This window comes from Gammaproteobacteria bacterium, assembly GCA_016195665.1.
In the GTDB taxonomy this organism is placed as follows: Bacteria; Pseudomonadota; Gammaproteobacteria; order SURF-13; family SURF-13; genus JACPZD01.
The window spans coordinates 59,667-75,686 of record JACPZD010000005.1 but is presented as its reverse complement, the minus strand read 5'-3'; the positions used below and the strand labels follow the sequence as shown (position 1 = coordinate 75,686).

The 16,020-nt window shown below is 63.0% G+C and carries 13 protein-coding genes and 2 pseudogenes; 12 read left to right on the top strand and 3 right to left on the bottom strand.

Going from position 1 to position 16,020, the window contains the following annotated elements:
* The first annotated feature begins 8 nt into the window (after positions 1-8).
* From HY028_02700 to HY028_02655, 10 genes and pseudogenes are all read left to right on the top strand, one after another.
* A complete protein-coding gene (locus HY028_02700) occupies positions 9-581 on the top strand; it encodes a DedA family protein (protein MBI3343771.1) in 573 nt (190 codons plus the stop codon).
* Positions 578-3,235 (top strand): cation-transporting P-type ATPase, encoded by a 2,658-nt coding sequence (locus HY028_02695; protein MBI3343770.1) that lies wholly within the window; start codon positions 578-580, stop codon positions 3,233-3,235. The genes HY028_02700 and HY028_02695 overlap by 4 nt, the downstream gene beginning before the upstream one ends.
* Positions 3,232-4,470, top strand: a complete 1,239-nt coding sequence (locus HY028_02690; GenBank protein ID MBI3343769.1) for an MFS transporter — start codon at positions 3,232-3,234, stop codon at positions 4,468-4,470. The genes HY028_02695 and HY028_02690 overlap by 4 nt, the downstream gene beginning before the upstream one ends.
* Before the next feature lie 363 nt (positions 4,471-4,833).
* On the top strand, positions 4,834-4,977 hold the full coding sequence (locus tag HY028_02685) for a hypothetical protein (protein ID MBI3343768.1): 144 nt from the start codon (positions 4,834-4,836) through the stop codon (positions 4,975-4,977).
* Positions 4,978-5,009: 32 nt separating this feature from the next.
* On the top strand, positions 5,010-6,089 hold the full coding sequence (locus tag HY028_02680) for an HAD-IC family P-type ATPase (GenBank protein ID MBI3343767.1): 1,080 nt from the start codon (positions 5,010-5,012) through the stop codon (positions 6,087-6,089).
* A 616-nt stretch (positions 6,090-6,705) separates the two neighbouring features.
* Entirely contained in the window at positions 6,706-7,578 is an 873-nt protein-coding gene (locus tag HY028_02675) for a type IV secretion system protein (protein ID MBI3343766.1), read from the top strand.
* A 239-nt stretch (positions 7,579-7,817) separates the two neighbouring features.
* Positions 7,818-8,525 (top strand): conjugal transfer protein TrbF, encoded by a 708-nt coding sequence (locus tag HY028_02670; protein ID MBI3343765.1) that lies wholly within the window; start codon positions 7,818-7,820, stop codon positions 8,523-8,525.
* Positions 8,522-9,535 (top strand): P-type conjugative transfer protein TrbG, encoded by a 1,014-nt coding sequence (gene trbG, locus HY028_02665; GenBank protein MBI3343764.1) that lies wholly within the window; start codon positions 8,522-8,524, stop codon positions 9,533-9,535. The genes HY028_02670 and trbG overlap by 4 nt, the downstream gene beginning before the upstream one ends.
* A gap of 2 nt (positions 9,536-9,537) precedes the next feature.
* Positions 9,538-10,364 (top strand): annotated as a pseudogene (locus tag HY028_02660) (TrbI/VirB10 family protein).
* Positions 10,361-10,570 (top strand): annotated as a pseudogene (locus HY028_02655) (DUF2274 domain-containing protein). The pseudogenes HY028_02660 and HY028_02655 overlap by 4 nt, the downstream one beginning before the upstream one ends.
* 371 nt (positions 10,571-10,941) lie before the next feature.
* Here the strand turns inward: HY028_02655 and rpmG are convergent.
* The 3 genes from rpmG to radC form a co-directional block, all read right to left on the bottom strand.
* Positions 10,942-11,097, bottom strand: coding sequence for a 50S ribosomal protein L33 (rpmG, locus tag HY028_02650; protein ID MBI3343763.1), 156 nt, complete (start codon positions 11,095-11,097; stop codon positions 10,942-10,944).
* Between the two features lie 11 nt (positions 11,098-11,108).
* Positions 11,109-11,345 (bottom strand): 50S ribosomal protein L28, encoded by a 237-nt coding sequence (gene rpmB / locus HY028_02645; GenBank protein MBI3343762.1) that lies wholly within the window; start codon positions 11,343-11,345, stop codon positions 11,109-11,111.
* Between the two features lie 98 nt (positions 11,346-11,443).
* Positions 11,444-12,118, bottom strand: coding sequence for a DNA repair protein RadC (gene radC, locus HY028_02640; protein MBI3343761.1), 675 nt, complete (start codon positions 12,116-12,118; stop codon positions 11,444-11,446).
* A gap of 320 nt (positions 12,119-12,438) precedes the next feature.
* On the opposite strand from radC, the gene HY028_02635 reads away from it, so the two are divergent.
* Positions 12,439-14,190, top strand: coding sequence for a PAS domain-containing protein (locus tag HY028_02635; GenBank protein ID MBI3343760.1), 1,752 nt, complete (start codon positions 12,439-12,441; stop codon positions 14,188-14,190).
* Between the two features lie 19 nt (positions 14,191-14,209).
* Positions 14,210-15,931: an EAL domain-containing protein gene (locus tag HY028_02630; GenBank protein ID MBI3343759.1), complete on the top strand. Its 1,722-nt coding sequence runs from the start codon at positions 14,210-14,212 to the stop codon at positions 15,929-15,931.
* Positions 15,932-16,020 lie beyond the last annotated feature (89 nt).

Below are 16,020 nucleotides of genomic sequence, written 5' to 3'. Positions count from 1 at the left end.
CGGCCGCGATGTCTCTTCAGGAGCTCATCGCCGCCTACGGCTACTGGGCCGTGTTCGTCGGCAGCGTCGCGGAAGGCGAGACCGTCGTGGTGCTCGGCGGTATCGCCGCGCACCGCGGCTATCTCGATCTGCCTTGGGTCATGGCGGCGGCGTTCGCCGGCGGCTGGTCCGGCGATCTGTTCTATTTCTTCCTCGGCCGCCGCCACGGTAACGCCTTCCTCGCGCGCTTCCCAGCGCTCGAGCGCCGGGCCGCGACCGCGCGGCGCCTGATCGACAAGCATCACACGGCCGCCATCGTGATTGTGCGCTTTCTCTACGGGTTGCGCACTGTCGGCCCGATGGTCATTGGTATGAGTACAGTGCCCGCTGCGCGCTTCATGGCGCTGAATGCGCTCGGCGCACTGCTCTGGGCAGTAGTAGCCGTCACAACCGCCGGTTATGCGTTCAGCAACGTCATGGACACGCTGTTGCCGCAGATCCGGCATTACGAGGAATATCTGTTCCTCACGGTGCTTGCCGCCGGCGCGCTGCTCGGGCTGCTCGGTTACGCGTGGCGCAAGTGCAGGGAGAGACGGTCATGACGGACCTCGAAGGACTGAGTTCGGCTGAAGCCGCGACACGGTTGCGGGAATACGGCCCCAACCGCGTGGCGGAGGCTGCGCGCGAACCGCTGGCGCTGCGTCTCGCCAAGGAGTTTGTCCAGTTCTTTTCCCTGATCCTGTGGGTCGCCGCGGGGCTGGCGTTCCTGGCGGAATGGAGCGACCCCGGGCAAGGCATGGCGCGGCTGGGCTACGCCATCGTGGCGGTGATCCTGGTGAGCGGCTTGTTCTCCTTCTGGCAGGAACACCGCGCAGAACGAACGCTTGCCGCGCTGCGCCGGCTGTTGCCACAGCAAGCGAATGCATTGCGCGACGGCGCGGCGGTGCGGCTGCCGGTCGAGCAACTGGCGCCGGGAGACGTCCTCATCCTGGAACAGGGCGATAACATTCCAGCGGACTGCCGGCTGGTCGAGGCCTTCGGCGTGCGGGTCAACAACGCCACGATCACCGGCGAATCGCTGCCCCAGGCCCGCGAGGCTGGCCCTTCCGAACAAGGCGATATCATCCACGCCAAGAATGTCTTGCTCGCCGGCACCACGCTGGTGTCGGGCCGGGCCAGGGCGGCCGTCTTCGCCACCGGCATGCACACCGAGTTCGGCAAGATCGCCCATCTGACCCAGACGGGCGGGGAAACCGTTTCGCCGTTGCGGCGGGAGGTCGCGCACCTGAGCCGCGTGATCGGCGTCCTCGCGGTGCTGGTCGGGCTGGTCTTCTTCGCCATCGGCTGGGCGATGGGCATCCCCTACTGGGCGGATTTCATCTTCGCCATCGGCCTCATCGTGGCCATGGTGCCGGAAGGCCTGCTCCCGACCTTGACCCTGGCGCTGGTGCTGGCGACGCAACGCATGGCGAAGCGCAACGTGCTCATTCGCCATCTGCCCTCGGTCGAGGCGCTCGGTTCCACCACCGTGATCTGCACCGACAAGACGGGCACGCTCACCCGGAACCGCATGACCGTGAAGCGGCTGCTCCTCGGCGCAGCCGTCGAGGCGGCGCCCACGGACGAACAAACGTCTCGGCTTGCACAGCACTATCAGCCGTTCTTTGTCGCCGCCCGCTTGTGCCACGACCTCAACGAAGGCCGGGAGCGAGGGGAAACGCACTATCTGGGCGACCCCATGGAGATCGCGCTGGTGGAGATGGCGCAGCAAATCCTGCCGGAAATCCCGGCCGCGCGCCGGGTGGACGAAATCCCCTTCGACGCGGAACGCATGCGCATCTCCACCGTGCACGAGACGCCGCAGGGGGCCGTGCTCTATTGCAAGGGCGCGCCGGAGGCGGTGCTTCCCCTCTGCCGCCGGATTCTAATCGACGGTGAGATGCGTCCGTTCGCACCGGAGTCGCGCGAACGGGTTCTGGCGGCGCACGAGGCGATGGCCGAACAGGGCCTGCGCGTCCTCGCCTTCGCGCACCGCGCACTGGCGCCCGGCTGGGATCGGGAGCGCCTGGAGCAGGATCTGGTCTTCACCGGCCTCGCCGGGCTGGAAGACCCGCCGCGGCCGGAGGTGCCCGAGGCGATCGGCAAATGCCGCGCAGCGGGGATCAAGGTCATCATGGTCACCGGCGACCATCCGCGCACCGCCGCGGCCATCGCGCGCGAGATCGGGCTGGTACGATCGGAGAACGCGGTGGTCGTCACCGGCGAGAGATTGAAAAGGCTCTCCGACACCGAGCTGCAGCTCGCCCTGGACGCCCAGGAAATCATTTTCGCGCGCTCCAGCGCGGATCAGAAGCTGCGCATCGTCGAGGCCCTGAAGCGCAAGGGTCACATCGTGGCGGTCACGGGCGACGGCGTCAACGACGCGCCCGCGCTCAAGAGCGCCCACATCGGCATCGCCATGGGGGTCGCGGGCACGGACGTGGCCAAGGAGGCAGCGGACATGGTGCTGCTGGACGACAACTTCGCCAGTATCGTGGCCGCCGTCGAGGAAGGGCGGGCGGTCTTCGAAAACATCCGCAAGTTTCTCACCTACATCCTGGCGCACAACGTTCCCGAACTGATCCCTTACCTCGGCTTTGCGCTGTTCCAGATCCCCCTGGCCCTGACGCCCATCCAGATCCTGGCCGTGGACATGGGCACGGATTCCCTGACCGCCCTCGGCTTGGGCGTCGAGAAGGCCGATCCTCAAGTCATGCGGCGGCCTCCCCGCCCGCCGCGCGAGAGGTTGTTGAATTTACCCACGGCACTGCGGGCGTACCTGTTCCTGGGCGCGATCGAAGCAGTAGTCGCGATGGCGGCGTTCTTTTTCGTCCTCTACGGCGGCGGCTGGGCCTACGGGCAGCCGCTGACGACTGACGATCCGCTCTATATGCAAGCCACGGCCGCCACCCTGAGCGCCATCGTCGCGATGCAGATCGTGAACGTCTTCCTGTGCCGGAGCCCGAGCCGGTCCGTGCTGTCCACGGGACTGCGCGGCAATCGTTTGATCGTCTGGGGCGTCGTACTCGAGCTCGCGCTGATCCTGCTCATCGACTATACGCCTTGGGGCAACGCCCTCCTGGGGACCGCGCCGGTTGCCAGGGAAGTGTGGCTTTTCCTCATCCCTTTTGCCGCCGGGATATTGATGTTGGAAGAACTGCGCAAATGGTATGTCCGCGGGCGGACACCCGATGGCTCGCAAACAGGTGATTCATGAAGCCCGTGTGCTGGTGGCGAGTATGGTCCTATCTCGTTTACGAATCGGCCGATTCCGCCTGGTCCCTGATCGTCGTCTCGGTCTATTTCGGCGCATTCGTTCAGTACGCTCTGGGCGAGCCTGAAGCGGATTTCGGCTGGGCGCTCACCGCAGGCAACGTGATAGTCGCGTTGCTTTCACCCCTCCTGGGCGCCAGTGCCGACGTGAGCGGCCGGCGCCAGCCTTATCTGCGGGTCTTCGTTTTTGCGGCGGCCGCGTTTACCGCCGGCATCGAATTCGCCCCCAGCTTCGCGATCGCTGTGTTGCTGTTCACGGTGGCCTACGTGTGCGTCAATGCCGCGTTCACTTTTTACACCGCGCTACTGCCGGCCGTCGCCAACGAGTGCAACGTCTCGACGGTAGTCGGCATCGCGGTGGGATCGGGTTATGCGGGAGGTCTGGCGACCCTTGCCCTGCTGAGCCCGCTGGCGCCCACGGACGCCGAGGCAGGGCGCGTGTTTGTGCCGATGGCGTTGATCTACCTGCTGCTCGCCTTCCCGGCCATGTATCTCGCCCCCGACTTCGAAGCGCGGCGTGCTCCGGCGCTCGCTCTGCGCCAAGCCTATGCCCGCATCGCTCAAAGCCTCGGGCAGGCGCGCCGGCACCGCGATCTGTACAAGTTTCTGATTGCCGACTTCCTCTACGAGAACGCGGCCGCCGCGGTGATCACCCTGATGGGCCTCTATGCCCGTAATGTCGTGGGATTCGCGGCGGCGGAGCTGACGGCGCTGTTCATCCCCGGCATCGTCATGGCGGCAGCGGGAGCATTGCTGATATTCGGGCCGTTGACGCGCCGCTGGGGTCCGAAACGCGCCATCCTGCTCGATCTGGCGTTCTGGCTCGCGCTGTTTGCGGCGGTGCTCGTGATCCAGGACAAGCGCCTCTTTGCTTATGTGGCAGGGCCGTTGGCCGGTCTGGGATTGGCGGGCGTGTGGACAGCGAGCCGCGTCATGCTGACCGCGCTGACGCCGGTGGAGAAAAGCGGCGAGTTCTGGGGTCTCTACAACTTGTCGGGACGTACTGCATCCATCCTCGGCACGCTGACCTGGACCGCCGCGCTCACCGTGGTCGGCGAGAGCGCCGCCGGGTATCACGCGGCGGTCCTCGCCATGGCGGTTTATGTTCTGCTCGGCGCGGCCATCGTTTTCACGTTGCCGGATGTCCGTCCCACCTCCGCCAACGTGTTGGTGCGCTAGGGCGATGTCACCGCATGAAAATCCACCGACTTCAGGCTCGGCTGCGATGGTTACCGCCTATGGGATGACCGGTATGATGGGTTCCTCAATAACTGGGGGTAGGTAAAGAAGCCATGCTTGAGGGTTCCGCAAAACACCTTGCCCGCATCGTGTTCTTCGTTTTCCTTGCCGCGTTTGTCTCCGCGAGGATGCTCAGTCTTCTCATCATGGCGAGAAAGATACCTGATTTTTTCTTAGTCATTGGTGGAACTCATGTTCATCACTTCAACTACGGGATATTTCTCTTGATCGCCGTGGGGGCATTTCTGGCGCTCGCGCCCGAGCCGCTGGCTGCTCATCGCCTCGGTCGCGGACATCGCGCTCGTGAGCGCCCTCGCCGTGAACGGCATCCTCATGGCCGCCGTGCCGCCTGCGCTCGTGGCCGGGCTGTTCGCGATCGTGCTGTTTTATCTGACCCTGCTCGATTTCGTGAAGGTCCGGCTGTTCCGTTATTTCGGCTTGCATTGAGAGCAACGATGCCAAACCCCGGTGAACCATCCATGGAACAATTCTGGCAGGTACTCCTGCCGGGGCTCGTCGCGGCGCTACACGCGCGACCCGAGGGCTTGGCGGAAATCGAGGCGGCGCAGCGTCTGGAGACCTTCGGTCCGAACGTCCTGCGGCCGCGCCGCGAGCGGGCGCTGATCCTGCAATTCCTCGCGCGCTTCCGCAACCCGCTCGTGCTCGTGCTGCTCGCGGCGAGCGCCGTCACCGCGTTCCTGAAGGACGTCACGGACTCCGTCCTCATCGGCGCCATCGTCTTGCTCAGCGTCACCCTCGACTTCGTCCAGGAGCACCGGGCCGGGCGCGCGGCGGAGCGGCTGCGCAGCCAGGTGGCCGTGCACGCTACGGTGCAGCGCGCGGGCCGCAGCCGCGAAGTGCCGGTCGCGGAGCTGGCGCCGGGCGACGTCGTGCTGCTCGCCGCGGGCGATCTCGTGCCGGCGGACGCGCGCATGCTCGAAGCGCGCGACTTCTTCGTCAACCAGGCGCTGTTCACCGGCGAGTCCTATCCGGTCGAGAAGCATGCCGCGGACGCGGCGGCGGACGCCGACCTGAGCCGCGCGGCGAACAGCGTGTTCATGGGCGCCTCGGTGGTGAGCGGCGCGGCGCGGGTGCTGGTCTGCCGCACCGGACCGGCCACGGCGCTCGGCGAAATCGCCGACACCCTGACGACCAGGCCGCCGGCCACGGCCTTCGAGCGCGGCACGCGCGAGTTCGGCCTGCTCATCCTGCGCCTGACCGTGCTGCTCGTGCTGCTGATCAACGCGCTCTTCCACCGCCCGCTGCTCGAGTCGCTCCTGTTCGCGGTCGCGCTGGCGGTGGGGCTCACCCCCGAGCTGCTGCCGATGGTGGCGTCGGTGACCCTGGCGCGCGGGGCGCTGCGCCTGGCGCGACAACGCGTCATCGTCAAGCGCCTGTCGGCGGTGCAGGACCTGGGCGCGATGGACGTGCTGTGCACCGACAAGACCGGCACGCTCACGGAGGGGCGCATCCGGCTCGAGCGCCGGACGCGCAGGGGCGGGAGCGCGCGCGGGTGCTCGATCTCGCCTACCTCAACAGCCATTTCGAGACCGGTCTGAAGAGCCCGCTTGACGAGGCGATCCTCGCGCACGAGCAGATCGACGTCAGCGCCTGGCGCAAGATCGGCGAGGCGCCGTTCGACTTCGAGCGCCGGCGCGTGTCGGTGCTGGTAGAGCGCGACAGCGCGCGGCTTCTGGTCGCGAAGGGCGCGCCCGAGGACATCGTGCGCCTGTGCACGCACTACGAGGGCGAACCGTCCGAGGCGCCGCTGCCGCTCGATGATGCGGCGCGCGGCCGCATCGAGCGTTTGTTCGAGGCGCTGAGCCGCGAGGGCTTTCGCGTGCTCGGGATCGCCTGGCGCGAGGTCCCGGCCGATCATCTCCACGCCGTGGTCACCGGTGAGACGGAACTGGTGTTCGCCGGCTTCGCCGCCTTTCTCGATCCGCCCAAGGCGAGCGCCGCGCAGGCGCTGAAGAGCATCGAGGCGAGCGGCGTGGCGGTCAAGATCGTCACCGGCGACAACGATCTCGTCACCCGCCACGTGTGCGGGGCGCTCGGCGTACCCGTCGCCGGTGTGCTGACCGGCGCCGAGATCCAGCGCCTGGACGATCCCGCGCTGCAGGTCCAGGCCGAGCGTGTCAACCTGTTTTGCCGCGCGTCACGCCGGCGCAGAAGATGCGCATCCTGCTCGCGCTCAAGGCGCGTGGGCATGTGGCGGGCTTCCTCGGCGACGGCATCAACGACGCGCCCTCGATGCACGCCGCGGACGTGGGCATCTCCGTGGACGGCGCCGTGGACGTGGCCAAGGAGGCGGCCGACCTGGTGCTCCTCGAGCACGACCTCAACGTAGTGCGCGAGGGCCGGCGCACCTTCGGCAACGTCCTCAAGTATATCTTGATGGGCACCAGCTCCAACTTCGGCAACATGTTCAGCATGGCGGGCGGCACGCTGCTGCCGTTTGCGTTGTGGAACGAGACCGCGTTCCTGGCCGAGCGGGTATTGGGCAACGTGGTGTCGTCGGGCATCAAGGTGCTGGTGCTGGCGGTGATCGTCGGCATCGGTATAGGACTGTTTGCACAGTTCCAAACACCGCCCGGCACTGAACCCTCTATCGATCTGGCGCTGACAATCATGCTGGCCTCGCTGGCGATGCTGGGACTGGGAATCTTCGAGCCGGGAATTGCAACCGGGCTGGTATCGGGAGCGCCACAGCTCGGCGCGGGCGCCGCAGCCGGAACTGCTCTGGGCGCCGCCGGATTGGCGGTGGCTGGCGGCGCGGCTATCGCGACGGGTGGCGCTGCGGTGGCCGCAGGTGCGCGCATGGGGCCGGGTGCAGCACGCGCCGCCATCGGCGGAGTGGCGTCGGCTGGGCGTGCGAGAGCACGATGGCCAGCGGTGCGAAGTCGGCCTACCAGGCTGGTGCCGCAGCATCGGGCAGTGGTGGTGTGCGCGCTGCTGGTGCTGGCGTCGCCAATGTGGCCAGGAGCGGTGCCGGTGCTGTCGGCCAGCGCGTCGCAGCCGGTGCGAAAGCGGTCAAGGATCGCGTAGCGAACTTCGTCGCGGACGCTGCTGCGCCTGCGGCGGCAGCCAGTTCTACCGAATCAGCCGATGCAGCTGAAGCCAAGCCCCCTGCGGCAGAGCCCGCCTGGGCCAAACAAATGCGTCGCAAACAGCAAGCAAGCCATGCAGTCTCGACGGCCGCCCACACCCTGCGCTCAGGCGATCACGGCGGCAGCGGTGCCAGTCCGAGCCTGCGCGACAACTCGAACCCTTGAGGAGAACAGTTCATGCGATTCAAACGACACCAGGTGCGGTACTCGGAAACGCCCGAACCCGTCACCCCCTACCAAGCCGCCGCGCAGGTCTGGGACCAACGCATCGGCAGTGCGCGCGTGCAGGCGAAGAACTGGCGGCTGATGGCTTTTGGATGTCTCTCGCTCGCACTGCTGATGGCGGGCGGACTGGCGTGGCGTTCGGCACAATCCATCGTCACACCCTATGTGGTGGAAGTCGCCGCTGGCGGTCAGGTGCGCGCGGTGGGCGAAGCCGCCACGCCGTACAAGCTCAACGACGCACAGATCGCCTACCACCTGGCGCGCTTCCTCACTGACGTGCGGTCACTGTCGATCGATCCCATCGTCGTACGGCAGAACTGGCTCGAAGCCTACGACTACACCACCGACAAGGGCGCAGCCACGCTGAACGATTACGCGCGCACCAACGATCCGTTCGCGCGCATCGGCCAGACCTCGACGGCCGTGGAGATCACCAGCGTCGTGCGCGCCAGCGAATCCTCGTTCCAGGTGCGCTGGATCGAGCGCAGCTATGTGAATGGTTCGCCCTCTGGCGCCGAGCGCTGGACGGCTGTGCTGTCCATCGTGCTGCAACCGCCGCGCACCGAGGAGCGGTTGCGCAAGAACCCGCTGGGCATTTACGTCAACGGCCTGTCCTGGAGCCGTGAACTCGACGCAACCGAAGGAGCCAAGAAACCATGAAAACCCAAATCCGCAATTACGCTTTGCCGTTGATCCTGAGCGCCGCCTTGGTGACTGTCAGCGGTTGCGCCACACACGGCAAGCCGCCGCCGGACATCACGCTGGACGAGCCCATCGCGGCGCACGCGCTGCCGGAGTTGCCCAAGCCCATCGAGGTGGTTGAGGTGCCCAAACTGCTGCCGCTACCCGAGCAGTTGAAGGCCTTGGGGAACACGCCCGAAGACAAGCCAGCCGCTGAATCGCCTGACGAGAAGGCCCGCGTGGCGCGTGCCAATGCCGAAGCACGCGTGCCGCCGAGCCGAGAGGGCTACATTAACGCGATCCAGGTCTGGCCCTACACCGATGGGGCGCTGTATCAGGTCTACACGAGTCCGGGTCGCGTCACCGTCATCGCCCTGCAGCAGGGTGAGGAACTGGTGACGGTCTCGGCTGGCGACACCGTACGTTGGATCGTCGGCGACACGGCCAGCGGTTCCGGCGCCAGCCTGCGCGTGAACATCCTCGTGAAGCCCACGCGCATTGGGCTGAAGACGAACCTGGTCATCACCACGAACCGTCGCACTTACCTGCTCGAACTGTCCTCGACGCCGCAGGCGTGGATGGCCTCGGCATCCTGGGACTACCCGAAGGATCGCATGCTGGCCTTGCAGAAGCAGGCGCAGCAGGCTCAAGCCTCTGCACCGGTGGACTCGGGCTTGTCGCTGGAACAGATCAAGTTCCGCTACGCGATCACCGGCGACAGCCCACCATGGAAGCCGCTGCGCGCCTTCGACGACGGCGAGCGGGTCTACATCCAGTTCCCCGCCGGCATCACGCAGGGCGAGCTGCCGCCGCTGTTCGTGATCGGGCCGCAGGGCGATGGCCAACTCGTGAACTACCGGTTCCGTTCTCCCTACTACGTGGTGGACCGGTTGTTCGGCGCGGCCGAGTTGCGGCTGGGTGCGGACAAGGCCGCCGTCGTTCGCATCGAGCGCACGGATGGGATTGTGGGCGTGACACGGAGGAACTGACCATGAGCCAAGCGAACAATACCCCCGACACTCCGGTGCCAGACCTGCCGCCCAAAATGGCCCCCGAGAACGTGACGTTGCGTGCCCAGCCGCGTGCGGTCACGCGCTTGAACCGGCGTATGCTGGCCGTCCTCGTTGGCGGACTGGCGACCAAGAGCAGAAGGAAGCATTTTTGAACAAAGCTGGTTCTACGGAAACCCGCAATTCAGGCAACCTGCAAATGCCCGCATCGCCGTATCAAGTCATGGCCGGCACAGTCATCGCCGCCGCGCTCGTTACGGGCATCAAGTCCGACCTGCCGGGCGATGTCATCGCCACGGTGACGGAGCCGGTCTATGACGCGGCCACCGGCAAGTACGTGCTAATCCCGCAGGGCTCGCGCTTGCTGGGCAAATACAACAGCCAGGTGAGCTATGGGCAGAGCCGCGTGCAGGTGGTGTGGAATCGGGTCATCCTCCCGGATACATCCTCGTTCAAGCTCGACAAACTGGTCGGCACCGATCCGGCGGGCTATGCGGGTCTGGAAGACGGCGTGGACTGGCACTGGGATCGCGTGTTCGCCGGTGCTGCGCTAACTACCTTGCTGGGCATCGGGGCCGAGCTGGCCGCACCGGAAAACCGCAATGGTGGTGATCGCGTGATCATCGCCGGACGTGACAACCTCAAGGATTCTGTGAACCAGGTCGGCCAGGAGATAACCCGGCGCAACATGAACATGCAACCAACGCTGACCGAGCGGCCCGGCCTGCCGGTGCGCGTCATCGTCAACCGGGATCTGGTGCTGCGGCCCTATCAGCCACTTTATTTTGTGAGGGGTACGTCACGATGAGCGCATCCACCACAAAACTTCGCCTCGGTCCGCTCCCAAAGACCGAAAGCGTCAAGCTGACCTTCGCCTGCCCAGCCAGCCTAAAGGCTGACCTCGACCGCTATGCGGCGCTGCATGCTCAGACTTACGGCGAATCTGTGGATGCGGTGACGTTGATTCCGCACATGCTGGAAGCCTTCATGGCTGGGGATCGGGGATTCAAGAAAAGGGACGCATCAAAGCCGGCGTCGCAGAAGTCACCCCAGCGAAGCAATACCTCCGTAGGCAAAGTCACAGCCAAAGCCCCCCCAACGCGCAGTCTCCGAACTGCGCGTTCGCGTTTGGGGATCAGCCTTATTATTGGTTGGCATATGATTACGAAGGAAGCGGCCGACGCCTCCATCCTTGTTGCCCGCTCTGGCACGCCAAGACCCGCAACCGCAAGGCTCCTATGTGGCCCCCAACCTACAAGCCTACAGTGGGCTAAAGTCGCCAGGAAACACCCTAAACTGTTGCTTTATATATGTTTTTCGCGTCATGCCCGCCGCCAAAAAAGGCTTGATAGCGGACATTTTTTATGGGCTTGAGGACACCACCCCTATTTGATCTTGGCCTCTTTATAGAGCACATGCTTGCGGATCACCGGATCGTATTTCTTGGCCTCCATCTTGTCCGGCATAGTGCGCTTGTTCTTGGTGGTCGTGTAGTAATGACCCGTGCCGGCGCTGGAAACGAGTTTAATCTTGTCACGCATAACGTTATCCCCTAGACCTTCTCGCCACGGCCGCGCATATCGGCGAGCACGTGATCAATGCCGTGTTTATCAATGATGCGCATAGCATTCGAGGTAAGCCTCAGGCGCACCCAGCGATTTTCGCTTTCCACCCAAAAGCGGTGGCTATGCAAATTGGGCAAGAAGCGGCGTTTGGTCTTGTTGTTGGCGTGGGACACGTTCTGTCCCTTCAAGGGGCGCTTACCCGTAACCTGGCATACTCTGGACATACACTTTCACTCACAAGCAATTAAGCTGCATAGTTTATAACAAAACCCACGGATATTCAAAGTGGCCCTACAAAAACTCCGGCTTAATCAGCGATTCCCTACATAAGCCCCCGCTCGGCCAGAGATACCGCGCACCCGTCGCCGATGATGAAGTGATCCAATACCCGGATATCCACCAGTCCCAGCGCGTCTTTCAGACGATGGGTAATCATACGGTCAGCCTCGCTCGGCTCGGCCACGCCGGAGGGGTGGTTATGGGCCAGAATCACAGCCGCGGCGTTGTGCGCCAGCGCGCGCTTGACCACCTCGCGGGGATGTACGCTGGCGCCGTCTATCGTGCCGTGAAACAGTTCATCAAGGCTGATGACGCGATGCCGGCTGTCGAGAAACAGGCAGGCGAACACCTCATGGGCATAGCCGCGCAACCGTGCCTTGAGGTAGTCACGGGTGTCATCGGGGTTGGACAGGGCATCGCCGCGGGCGAGGGTCTCGAGTAGATGACGGCGGCCCATCTCCAACACGGCCTGTAGCTGTGCGTACTTGGCGACACCCAGGCCGTGCTCCGCGCAAAAGCGCTCACTTTCCGCCTCCAGCAACGGGCGCAGACCTCCGAAGGCGGCAAGCAACTCGCGGGCGAGATCCACTGCGGTCTTGCCGGCCACGCCGGTGCGTAAAAAGATGGCCAGCAACTCGGCGTCGGACAGTGCGCCAGGGCCGCGCAGCAGCAGTTTCTCGCGCGGGCGTTCCTCGGACGGCCAATCTGTGATGGGCATGGGGCACAGCCTCTGAACTTTAAATCTTACCTCAGCGATAGTGATTTGTCAGGACACCATCATGATTGAAGACTTAGTTAACTGTCGGGAATTTTTACAGTTAGCTTGACTAATTATTGGCAGTTTATTTTAAGTAACTGGTAACCATACGTTTTTTATAAATGGAATGAAAATTGCCCATTGCATCCAATGGTATGTCATTTAAATGACACATGACAAATAGACATCTCAATACCTTTCGAAGGGGGAGTCAAAATATTGTTATACTTTTCCCCGAGTGCATTGGCCGTGCCGATGGTCGTGCGAATATGGGTACCTAAGTGAGCACTACCGCCCCAAAAGGCATCGTGATGAAAGTGCCTGACCATGAAGCGGAACACCTGGATGCCTTGCGCCGTTTCAACATTCTGGATACCGTGCCCGAGGATCTCATCGAAGACTTCCTCCGGCTTGCCTCGCACATTTGCCGGACACCGATCTCCTTTATTACCCTTGTTGATGCCAATCGCCAGTGGTTTAAGTCCAGACCCGGTCCAGTTACCCCGATAGTCCCGCGCGATGTGTCGTTTTGTGCCCATTCGGGGCTGCACTCTGATATTTTTGTCATCCCCGATGCGCTCCTCGGCGAACGCTACGCCACCAACCCCTTCGTAAGTTCCGAACCCAACATCCGCTTTTACACGGGCATTGCGTGGGCTACGCCCAAGGGAGATATGTTAGGGATGTTGTGCGTGGTGGATCATGTCCTTGGCGGACTCAATATGGACCAGCGAGAGGCCCTGCATGCCTTGGGCCGGCAGATCGTGAGCCAGCTCGAGCTACGCCGGGGTATGGATGAGGTGGGACAAACCGGCGGTGAAGGTGAACCACCAGCACCGGGCACGCATAAAACGGTGGTCAACCTTGAGAAACACCCTTTAGGTCAAAGGGAAGAGAAACCGCGCGGAGAGCCGCCTCCCGGCAAGCCTGTGGCTGCTGTTCCCCAGATCGTATGGACCGCCCTGCCCGACGGCACGCTGGATTACTATAACCACTATTGGTACAACCACCCCACCCTGACGCGCGAACAGAGTCAGGGTAAAAGCTGGCAGGCGGTGCTGCACCCGGATGATGTGGAGAGCTGCCTGCAACGCTGGGCTAAGGTGATACAAAGAGGCGATGCCTATGAGGCCGAGTACCGCTTCAAGAGGCCGAGCGACAGGACTTACCGCTGGCACCTGTTCCGTGCCGCCCCATTTAGAGATCAGGACGGCAGCATTATCAAATGGCTGGGCAGCGCGACCGACATCGAGGATCAGAAACGCGCCGTGGAGCGCCAGCGCACACTTACCGAGGAGCTGGAGCATAGGGTGAGAGAGCGCACCGTGGAGTTGATGACTTCCAACGACAGGCTGAGCGAATTGGCCCAGGTCGCCGCCCATGACCTGCAGGAGCCGCTGCGGATGGTGTCGAGTTACACCCAATTGTTGGCGAGGCGCTACCAGGGCAGGCTCGACCCCAACGCCGATGAGTTCATTCAGTACGTGATGGACGGCACGCTGCGCATGCAGCGCATGATAGACGGCCTGTTGGCCTACTCGCGGGCCGGGTTGGCGCAAGGGGGCTTGACGCAGGTTGATTGCAACAAGGTCTTCAATGAAGTGGTGAGCAATCTGCAGATCGCCATACAGGAGAGTAACGCCACGGTAACCTGTGAGCCGCTGCCGACGGTGTATGCCAACGAAACCCAACTGGTGCAACTGTTTCAAAATTTGATCAGCAATGCCATTAAATTCCGTGCCGACAGACCCCTGCAGATCTACATCCGCGCAGAGCATAGGGACGGCGCCTGGCAGTTTTCGGTGCGCGACAACGGCATTGGCATAGACCCGCAGTTTTCCAGCCAGATATTTATGCTATTTCAGCGGCTGCCAGGCCAGGCGAGGCCCACCGGTACGGGGATAGGTCTTGCAATTTGCAAGAAGATCGTGGAAAGTCTTGGTGGAAGGATCTGGGTGGAATCAGAGGCGGGGGCAGGCAGTACTTTTTACTTCACCCTGCCGGATAAAGAGGATGTAAGTAAAAATGCATGAGCCAAGCATAAGCACGCCGATACATATTTTGCTGGTGGAGGATAATCCGGGGGATGCGAGGCTGGTACTCGAGATGCTGGCCGAGGCGCGCACCGGCAACTTCGCCCTTACCCATGTTGACTTGTTCGCCGAGGCGCTCAAACGGCTCGGCGAACAGCACTTCGACGTGGTGTTACTGGATCTGACCCTACCGGACTCCCGTGGGCTCGACACCCTGACCCAAGTGCAGACGGTGGTTCCGCACATGCCGATTGTGGTGCTGAGCGGCCTGCACGATGAGGAGCTCGCGCTGCAGGCCGTGCAGTGCCGGGCGCAGGATTATTTGATCAAGGGCCAGGTGGACACCCGCTTGCTGGTCCATTCGCTCCGCTACGCCATCGAGCGCAAGCGCTCGGAAGAACGTCTGCATCATATGGCGACCCACGATGTGCTCACCAACCTGCCCAACCGGCTCCTGTTCATGGACCGCCTGACCCAGGCGCTGGTGCAGGCGCCGCGCCATAACCGCATGGTGGCCGTGTTGTTTATGGATCTGGATCGCTTCAAGCGTGTTAACGACACGTTGGGGCACGCGGTCGGGGACCTATTGCTGACGGCGATGGCGGATCGCCTCTCCACTCATGTGCGCGAAAGCGATACGGTGGCGAGACTGGGCGGGGATGAATTTGCATTGATACTCGGCGATGTCGCGGATCCGACCGACGTGGCCAGGGTGGCGCAGAAGATCAACAACTCCATTTTTGAGTCCTTCGAAATCGCGGGCTATGACCTCAACGTCATCACCAGCATCGGCGTGAGCATCTTCCCTAACGACGGTGAAACCCCCGAGGCCCTGTTGAAAAACGCCGATCTCGCCATGTATCGCGCCAAGGAGCAGGGGGGCGGCTATCAGCTCTATTCCCCCAAGATGAACGACAAGGCCTCGCACCGCCTGGAGTTGGAAAACAGGCTCTGCCACGCCCTCGATCGCGAAGAGCTGTTTCTGTGCTATCAGCCGCAGATTGATCTACTCACGGGAAAGATCATCGCCGTGGAGGCGCTGTTGCGTTGGCAAAGTCCCGATCTCGGGCTGGTGTCGCCGAACGAATTCATCACGGTGGCGGAGGAAACCGGTTTGATCATTCCGATCGGCGCGTGGGTGCTGCGTGCCGCCTGCGAGCAGAACGTGGCCTGGCAGGCCGCCGGTTACCCGCCCATACGCATGGCGGTCAATCTCTCCGCGCGGCAGTTCCATCAGCAGCAGCTACTGAGCACCATCAATCAGGTGCTAAGCGAAACAGGCCTCGACCCCAACTGCCTGGAGCTGGAGCTGACGGAAAGCATGATGCAGGGGGTGGAAACCTCCGATATCCTGCATGAATTAGAAAATACCGGTATCCACCTTGTCATAGATGATTTCGGGATGGGTTATTCGTCGCTCAGTTATCTAAAGCGCTTCCCCGTCACGAAGCTGAAGATTGACCAGTCCTTTGTACAGGGGATCCCCGACGATGCGGACGATATGGCCATCACCACGGCGATCGTCGCCATGGCGCACAGTTTGAAATTACAAGTCATCGCCGAGGGCGTGGAGACCATGAGGCAATTAGAGTTCCTGCGCTCGCTGAGGTGCACCGAGATGCAGGGCTATTATTTCAGCATGCCGCTGCCGCCGTCCGAGATCGAGCAGTGTTTCGCCCAGGATTATACGACCCCGTCCGTAGTCTCTATAAACGGCAACGGGTTCAGCAAGCGCAATTAGGGGTGAGGAGTGAGGGGAACAGCATTTCACTCCTCACTCCTCACTCCCCACTTCTAACGCCTCACGCCTAGTAGTCTCTAGGCGTCACC